This window comes from Streptomyces sp. ID05-39B (assembly GCF_033794725.1).
GTDB lineage: Bacteria > Actinomycetota > Actinomycetes > Streptomycetales > Streptomycetaceae > Streptomyces > Streptomyces bobili.
Window position 1 is genome coordinate 1 of the sequence record NZ_JARGEF010000331.1, and the last position, 7,098, is coordinate 7,098.

General features: G+C 66.6%; 8 protein-coding genes and 2 pseudogenes. 6 read left to right on the forward strand and 4 right to left on the reverse strand.

Going from position 1 to position 7,098, the window contains the following annotated elements; genetic code table 11:
* Window positions 1–96: 96 nt before the first annotated feature.
* Window positions 97–426: pseudogene (locus tag P1P75_RS37985) on the reverse strand (ATP-binding protein); the annotation flags it as partial.
* 203 nt (window positions 427–629) lie between these two features.
* On the opposite strand from P1P75_RS37985, the gene P1P75_RS37990 reads away from it, so the two are divergent.
* The 3 genes and pseudogenes from P1P75_RS37990 to P1P75_RS38000 all read left to right on the forward strand — a co-directional run.
* Window positions 630–1,472 (forward strand): helix-turn-helix transcriptional regulator, encoded by an 843-nt coding sequence (locus tag P1P75_RS37990; protein WP_319264014.1) that lies wholly within the window; start codon window positions 630–632, stop codon window positions 1,470–1,472.
* A gap of 2 nt (window positions 1,473–1,474) precedes the next feature.
* Window positions 1,475–1,669: a DUF397 domain-containing protein gene (locus P1P75_RS37995; protein ID WP_319264026.1), complete on the forward strand. Its 195-nt coding sequence runs from the start codon at window positions 1,475–1,477 to the stop codon at window positions 1,667–1,669.
* 9 nt (window positions 1,670–1,678) lie between these two features.
* Window positions 1,679–2,016: pseudogene (locus P1P75_RS38000) on the forward strand (HAD family hydrolase); the annotation flags it as partial.
* Between the two features lie 27 nt (window positions 2,017–2,043).
* Here the strand turns inward: P1P75_RS38000 and tgmC are convergent.
* The 3 genes from tgmC to tgmA are packed head-to-tail and all read right to left on the reverse strand — an operon-like array spanning window position 2,044 to window position 4,440.
* On the reverse strand, window positions 2,044–3,216 hold the full coding sequence (gene tgmC, locus P1P75_RS38005; protein ID WP_319264016.1) for an ATP-grasp peptide maturase system methyltransferase: 1,173 nt from the start codon (window positions 3,214–3,216) through the stop codon (window positions 2,044–2,046).
* The gene (gene tgmB, locus P1P75_RS38010; RefSeq protein WP_319264018.1) at window positions 3,200–4,171 is read right to left on the reverse strand and encodes an ATP-grasp ribosomal peptide maturase; all 972 of its coding nucleotides are present in this window, start codon (window positions 4,169–4,171) and stop codon (window positions 3,200–3,202) included. Before tgmB ends, tgmC begins: the two co-directional genes overlap by 17 nt.
* A 5-nt stretch (window positions 4,172–4,176) precedes the next feature.
* A complete protein-coding gene (tgmA, locus tag P1P75_RS38015) occupies window positions 4,177–4,440 on the reverse strand; it encodes a putative ATP-grasp-modified RiPP (RefSeq protein ID WP_319264020.1) in 264 nt (87 codons plus the stop codon).
* A gap of 165 nt (window positions 4,441–4,605) precedes the next feature.
* Between tgmA and P1P75_RS38020 the strand changes: the two genes are divergently transcribed.
* The 3 genes from P1P75_RS38020 to P1P75_RS38030 are packed head-to-tail and all read left to right on the forward strand — an operon-like array spanning window position 4,606 to window position 7,066.
* The gene (locus P1P75_RS38020; protein ID WP_319264022.1) at window positions 4,606–5,874 is read left to right on the forward strand and encodes a Tat pathway signal protein; all 1,269 of its coding nucleotides are present in this window, start codon (window positions 4,606–4,608) and stop codon (window positions 5,872–5,874) included.
* A complete protein-coding gene (locus P1P75_RS38025; RefSeq protein ID WP_319264024.1) occupies window positions 5,871–6,422 on the forward strand; it encodes a GNAT family N-acetyltransferase in 552 nt (183 codons plus the stop codon). The genes P1P75_RS38020 and P1P75_RS38025 overlap by 4 nt, the downstream gene beginning before the upstream one ends.
* Window positions 6,423–6,463: 41 nt before the next feature.
* Window positions 6,464–7,066, forward strand: a complete 603-nt coding sequence (locus P1P75_RS38030; protein WP_319264027.1) for a DUF5753 domain-containing protein — start codon at window positions 6,464–6,466, stop codon at window positions 7,064–7,066.
* Window positions 7,067–7,098 lie beyond the last annotated feature (32 nt).

Here is a 7,098-nt window from a genome sequence, read left to right on the forward strand (position 1 = left end):
AACAGGACCCTCGACAAGTCCCATCGTTGCAGGTCAGGAGCACTCTCCGCTTATTTGATCAAGCCTCGGACGCCCCACCTCGTGAAAGCGCGAGGCTAGCGCCATGCCCCGACCGCCTTCCGCCTCATCGCTCGCCGCCACGAGCGTGGGAAGGGCGCGCGCGTCGGGGTCGCGCACCTCGATACGAAGACGGGTGCCGCGCCGGGAGACGGCGAGGTTAGCTGGGGTCCCTCGCCCGACGTGGGTGATCACGTTGGAGACGAGCTCACTCACGCAGAGCTGCGCCGAGTCGATGAGGCATGGAAGGCCCCAAGCGCTCAGATGCGCCCGCACCAAACGCCGCAATGCAGAGACCTCCTCCGGCTCGGCGAGAAACGGGCGGCCCCAGGACGCGAGGGGCGTAGAAACGACATCGGCATGGTCCACAGCTCAACTCCTATCTGCGACACGATGGTTACGTACTGAATCTCCTTCCACACCGAGAGTTGCATTGAAACTCTCAAAATGGAACTCTCATCTCGACTGAACAGGAGCGTAACCACCGAACGAGCGCCCCGGCGCGCGCTACCTTGCCGCCGCGGCCGTGAACCCAGACGATCTGACCTGATCGACCTGAAGGGGCTGTACCTATGGCAGTTGGACCCACCACCCGCAGGCGCCAGTTGGGCGCAGACCTGCGCCGACTGCGCGAGCACAAGGGCCTGACCCTTGAAGAAGCCGGTGCCCGGGTGGGCATCTCCAAGGCGACACTCAGTCGCTACGAGACCAAGGAGGGCACGGTCAAGTGGCCTGCAGTAGACGCCCTTTGTCGCGAGTACGAGGCGACTGACGAGGAGCGTCTCGCGCTCGTCGAACTGGCCAAGGGTGCGAAGATCCAGGGCTGGTGGCGCTCCCTCGCCGACCCCATCCCTGAGTCGATGAATCTGATGCTCACGCTTGAGGACGAGGTCGTACGTGAGGACCACTACGCATGCATGTACATTCCGGGTCTCCTCCAGACGCGCCCATACGCGGAGGCCGTTCATCGGGCATCAGAGGTTCACTGCCCTGAGCGAGAAGTGCAGCACATGGTCGACATCCGCATGAAGCGGCAGGAACTCCTGGACCGCACGGAACCGCCCCACGTCTGGTGCGTAATCGACGAGGCCGCGGTCAGACGTCAGGTCGGCGGTCGCGCAGTCATGAGAGACCAGCTAGCTCACCTACTGGCCATGGGACGGCGGCCACACGTAACCATCCAGGTGCTGCCCTTCTCCACAGGCGCGCACGCCGCTGCCGTTGGGAGTTTCGTAGTCCTGCGCGGCCCAGCCCCAGAGCTGGACGTGGTGTACGTCGACCTGCTCGGCGGTGGCCTGTTCATGGAGAAAGCCCCGGAACTGGAGCGGTATAGGTTGGCGTTCGAGTACCTAAGCGCGCAGGCACTCGACCTCGAGTCGTCAGCGGAGCTGATCCAGCGCATGAGCAGGGAGTGACAGTGATAGCGGCCCCGAGCCCCGAGTGGTTCAAGTCCTCCTACAGCGGCGGCAGCGGCACGGAGTGCGTGGAGTGCGCCCGAGTCGATACCGGCATGCTGGTGCGCGACTCGAAGCAGCGGGACGGGGCTGCCTTCGCAGTTTCCGGTCAGGCTTGGCGAGCTTTGATCGACACTTTGCACGCTCGGGTCCGCTGACGGGGTGCTCGGGCCGGACGGATCCTGCGTGAGCTGTTCTCCCGTGACGTCGATCTGATCGGTACGTCGGACGACTGGAGGGCCAGCAAGCCTGATCCCGAGTTCTTCAAGCGGGTCGCCGGCACTGTGCCGTTCGACGTCGGCTCGATCCTCTACGTCGGAGACCGGTGCGACAACGACATCCGCCCCACCGTGCAGGCAGGAATGCACACGCGCTCGTGCGGCGCGGTCCCTGGGCCACCATCCAGTGGAGGAGCCCGGAGGCCGAGGAACTGCCGACGTTCCGCATCGACAGCCTCCTCGAACTGCCGCACGGGATTCGGGACTTCAACGGTTCAGCGCGCTGACCGTCGTCGCTGGACTCGCCCCCCGGCTCAAGCCAGCCGGTGCTCCCACCGCAGCAAGGGCTTCTCGCCGATCCAGTACGTGTGGGCCCGGTTCGTGATGTGAAGCCGTACGGCGCTGATGTCGGGTTGCCCGGCGTCCTGCCAGGCCGTGAGCGTCCGTTCCATCTTGTCCCACAGGGCAACCGGGCCTCCCTGGCGGACCGTCCAGCCGGCTGGGCCCTGAGTGAAGGCGGCGAAGGACTCGCGGTCGGGGTCGAAGAGGTAGAGCAGTCGGGCGCCGTCGCTGCCGGTGGCGCGCACAAACTGTGCGCCCGGTGCGGCGAGCTGGGTGAGGAAGGCCGGCATCCACTCGTCCAGAAGTGTCGGCGGAACCTTCGCCGGGCGTTCGGTGTCGGCGTATGCGGTCCGGGCCGACAGATCACCGGCCAGCGGCTTCGTCGCCTGGGAGCGGGCTTGCATGAAGGAGGAGCGGCCGATGATCCGGCCTTCGGCACTGCCGTCCTCGTTGACTGTGACCTTGGCCAGGCCGGTGCCGTAGGGCCAGGATCCGACCGTCGCGAGGACGACTCCTCCGGGCTTGGTCTGGCGGACCCATGTGTAGGGGATGCGGCGTACGGCGCAGGTCGCGATGACCCGGTCGTAGGGGGCCCTGGCGGGGTGGCCCAGGAGACCGTCACCGGTCACTGTCCATGTGGAGAATCCCGCCTCCTCCAGAGCGGCGTCCGCGCGCGCGGCCACCTGCGGGTCCACCTCGATCGTCGTGACGCTGTCTTCGCCCAGGCGGTGACACATGAGTGCCGTCGAGTAGCCGGTCCCCGTGCCGATCTCCAAAACCGTGTGAGCGTCGTCGAGTTCCAGGTCCTCAATCATGCCGACCACGGTCAGGGGTGTGGTGGACGACGAGGTGGGCACGCCGGTCACAAGGTCCGCGGTCTGGTCGGCCGTGCGGAAGCCGTCCAGCTGAGTGGCCAGGGACTGGTCGCTGTAAGCCAGCTCCAACCAGTCTTGCGTGCCCGTTCCCAGCATGGTGACCGGGCGCCAGCGTCCTTGCTCGGCCGGAACGAACACCCCTGGATGCAGGAACAGTTCACGCGCTACGGCCTCGACCGCCGAACGCCACTGGGGACTGGTGAGGACTCCGGCCGTCTCCAGCCGGTCGGCGAGGGCACGCCGATGCGGAGCACTATCGGGCACGGGCATCCACTTCTCCTTGGGTGAGCAAGTCGGCGAACGAGGCGGCCATCTCCAGTCCGGTTCTCTCCTCCAGCCATCCCCACTGGCCGTTGGGGTTCAGCTCCAACCAGTGCACGTCGCCGTCGTGGTCCACGGCGAGGTCGAAGGAACCCGAAACCAAGCCCAGGTGGCCGAGGTAGGAGTGAAGGTTCCTGACCAGGCTGTCCGGCAGGTCTACCACGCCGTAGGTGAGTGCGCCGTAGTCCTTACGCCAGTCCAGGAGGCCGGAGTCGATGCGTACGGCGAAGACGTCCTGTCCGACGATCAGGACACGCAGATCAGCGGCTTTGTCCACGCGGGCCTGGAACAGGTGCGGCGTGACACGGACGGTGTCGTCCAGTTCGCCGTCCCGGACCGGCTCCGTCCACGCCGTCAGGCCGACGCCGTCTCGTTGATACGGCGTCCACCTCAGTGCCTTGTGGATCACATTGCCGTGCTCGCTGATGAACAGCCGTGCCTCGTCGGGGTCATTTGTCACAAGCGTCGGCGGGACGATGAATCCCAACCGTTGGGCGAGCGCCAACTGAGCCGGCTTGTAGTCCGCGGCCGCGTTCATGAGCGGGTGATTGACCCACAGACAGTCGCGCAGGGCGTACAGCACTCCGCCGAGCCCGTACCGGACCTGAGCTGCGGCAAAGCGCGCGTCGGGGTCCGGTAAGTACTCGAACGCCGGCCAGACGGGGCGGCGCCAGTAGACCGCTCGTACGTCTTCCAGGTCGGCGCTTCTCGATGGTGTGCGGACCTGCCCCGACACGGGCGCCGGGCAGGAGCCGAAGCGAGCCGTGACCGTGAGGGTCGCGCCGATGTCGGCGGGGTTGAAACGGACCACGGACACACCGCGCCGGTTGAGTTGAGTGATCACCATGTCGGCGGTGACGTCGCCGTCCTCCGTGACCACCATCACGGGCTTCTCCTCCGTCACGACGATCAGTCCTGCTGGCTGTCCTGGTCGTGCCCCTGGTCGGGCTGGGAGTCGAGGTTGGTGGCCGTGGACGTCGCCGTGGCGGAGCTGGTGCCGTGCTTGCCCATCTCCACCACGTTGCCCCGGTCGTCGTAGAAGACGCCCGTCTGCGTGGCAGGGTCGACGGCGACCGTGACGTACGGCAGCCTCACCGTCGTCGGATAGGGGGCCAGACGGCCGATCCCCCACGGGCGGACGCGAGTGAGCTGGGTCGGCTCGTTGTGGGACATGGACACTCCTCCGGATCGAGCGTGTTCCTGCTGTGACTCTCAGTGAACGACCCAAGCAGCGTCGCGGGACAGGAAAGACCGCCCCTCTTTCTGTGCGTGCGACCGGAAAAACTGACCCGTCCTTTACCCGCGCCGGACCGCATGGACCGACCCGGCCTTACGGTGATGAGCGTGTCGGAGGCGAACGAGCAATTCATGACCCACATGCGTGAACTCGGCTTCACGCAGGAGGAGTTAGCCGAATCGATCAATACAGCGATCGAACGGATGAGCGGCAGGCGAGGCACCGTATCGACTCGCACGATCCACAACTTCAAAACCGGCAGAACCCGTTGGCCGCAGGCCAGACAAAGGCTGGCGCTGGAGGCAGTATTCGGATGCACGGCCACCGAGCTGGGTTTCGCTCCCCACGCCCCGTCCTCAGCCGCTCGGCCGACGCCCGTAAGCACTCAGCACCGCAAGGAGGACCCCGTGCTCCGCCGCGACTTCCTCACCGCCTCCGCCGCCACCCTCGGCCCCCTCACAGCCTCCTCCAGCGCGCCTGGTCGGCTGGGTCAGTCCGACGTCAATCGGCTCGCCGCCCGGTTCACGCTGATCGTCGCGAACGACAACAAGGCAGGCGGCACGCGCGAGGTCGAAGAAGCGGCACTTGTCTGGTCCCGACGTGTCCTGCACCTCCAGAACACGCGACCTGCCTCCCAGCGCGTACGCGGCCAGTTGTACGGCCTCGCCGGGGCCTTCACCGGCTCTGCCCTGTGGGCGGCCATCGACGGCGGGCGGCTCGACCAGGCCGGACACCATCTGAGCGAAGCCATCGCTCTCGCCGGCCTGTCCGGAGATCCCTCGATGCAGTTCCGCGTCTGGGGACATGCCGGAGCGCTCTACCGGCATCTGGGCCAGTACACACGTGCTCTGGCGGCTGACGAAGCCGCTCAGCGTACTCGCGCCAACCGCAACCCGCTCTACGCTTCCCTCGCCCACGCGCGCGCAGCCGTACACCACGCAGATCTGCAGAACCGTCAAGCGGCACTGCGTTCTCTCGGCATCGCCGAGGCCTCTTTGGGACGGTCGGACACCGACGCGCCGCGTCCGGCCTGGCTGCGGTTCTACGACTCGGCCGAGTTCCACCTGCTGGCCCTCACCACGTCCGTCACCCTCGGTCTGTGGGAGGAGGCCGAGGCTCACGCCCACCACACCCTCGCGCAACTGCGGCCTGACCTACTGCGCAACCGGGCCCTCACCCATGCCTACCTCGCCCATGCCCAGATCGGTCAGCACGAGCCGGAACTCGCCGTCGCCACGGCGAACAGGATTCCCGCCGAGGCGCGGCACGGACGGACAGCCCGCCTGTTGAATTCCTTCGGGCACCGGCTCCACGCCGTCGCTCCGAAGGCATCCGCCACTCGCGAATGGTTTGAAATGGAGCTTCTGTGAACGTTGAGCTGCACCACCACAGCAGTATCGAGCCAGTGCGGCAGACCATCGTGGACATCCACGTCGAGGTCCGCCAGCGCGACCTCGGCCTCACCGGGCCGTTCTACTCTGCCGAACGGTTTGGTGAGCGGCTGGCGGCGCACCGCTCGCAGCCCGGTTGGGAGGCGGTCGTCGCGTACGACGGAAGCGAGCCCGCCGGCTTCGCGTACTGCTCTCCGCTGGGCCCCAGCACGCGGTGGTGGACCGCCATGACCACGACTCTGCCCGACGGATACACGGTGGAGACGGGAAAGCGCACGCTCGCGCTGAACGAGATCGTGGTCCGCCGGGCGTGGCGTGGGACCGGACTTGCCCGACGCATCCATGAAGAACTGCTGGCGGGCAGGGAGGAGGAGCGGGTCACCCTGCTGGTCAACCCGAAGGCCGGTGACGGCAAGGTGCAGGCCCTGTACGAACGCTGGGGATACGAGAAGGTCGGCGAACAGCAGCCCTTCGCGGACTCGCCCGTCTTCGCCGCGATGATGCGCGAGCCGTTGCGTCAGGTGTGATCTGCCCCCCATTGACGAGAGAGGGAGAGAACGTGACCCACATGACCCCCTGGCAGCAGCGGCTGGCCACCGGTACGGAGGACATCCAGGACGAGGTGATCCGCTGGTACCAGCAGAGCCGGTACGGCAAGGCGTTCGTCCCTACGATGATCTGGGGCACGCTGCAGACCGAGGCGTACGCGACCGTGATTCTTCGGAAGGTCGTCGAGTTTCTCGGTGTTCCCGATGATGTGCCAGCCGGAGTGGCCAAGCGGATGGAGCGGCAACAGGTGCTCTACGACGGAGAGCACCGGTACGACGTCGTCCTCGGCGAGCAGGGGCTGTACACGAACATCGGCGGGCCGTCGGTCATGCGTGAGCAGATGGAACGGCTCCTTCGCGACTTCGATCTCCCTTCGCTCAACCTCGGGATCCTGTCCAGTACTGCCGAGGTGGCAGGGGTCCCCGAGCCGGCGTTCAGCATCTTCGAGACGGACGAGGGACGCCGTGCCGACTACGAACTCGTTTCCCGCGGTGTGGACATCACCGATCCGTCCGAACTCGCCCTGCACGACAAGGCGTTCGAGGCCATCAGCGAGGCGGCCTCTTACGGGGATGCTGCCAAGGAACTGATCTCCAAGGCCCTGGATCACTGGAGCAGGTGACTGCTTCGCTCCCGGTGAGCCCGCCCCCTCCC

Bases quoted from the DNA above. Each gene is read 5' to 3' on its own strand.
- tgmC (WP_319264016.1), bottom strand. From the start codon at position 3,216: ATGCCCGTGCCCGATAGTGCTCCGCATCGGCGTGCCCTCGCCGACCGG.
- P1P75_RS37990 (WP_319264014.1), top strand. From the start codon at position 630: ATGGCAGTTGGACCCACCACCCGCAGGCGCCAGTTGGGCGCAGACCTG.
- tgmA (WP_319264020.1), bottom strand. From the start codon at position 4,440: ATGTCCCACAACGAGCCGACCCAGCTCACTCGCGTCCGCCCGTGGGGG.
- P1P75_RS38020 (WP_319264022.1), top strand. From the start codon at position 4,606: ATGAGCGTGTCGGAGGCGAACGAGCAATTCATGACCCACATGCGTGAA.
- P1P75_RS38030 (WP_319264027.1), top strand. From the start codon at position 6,464: ATGACCCCCTGGCAGCAGCGGCTGGCCACCGGTACGGAGGACATCCAG.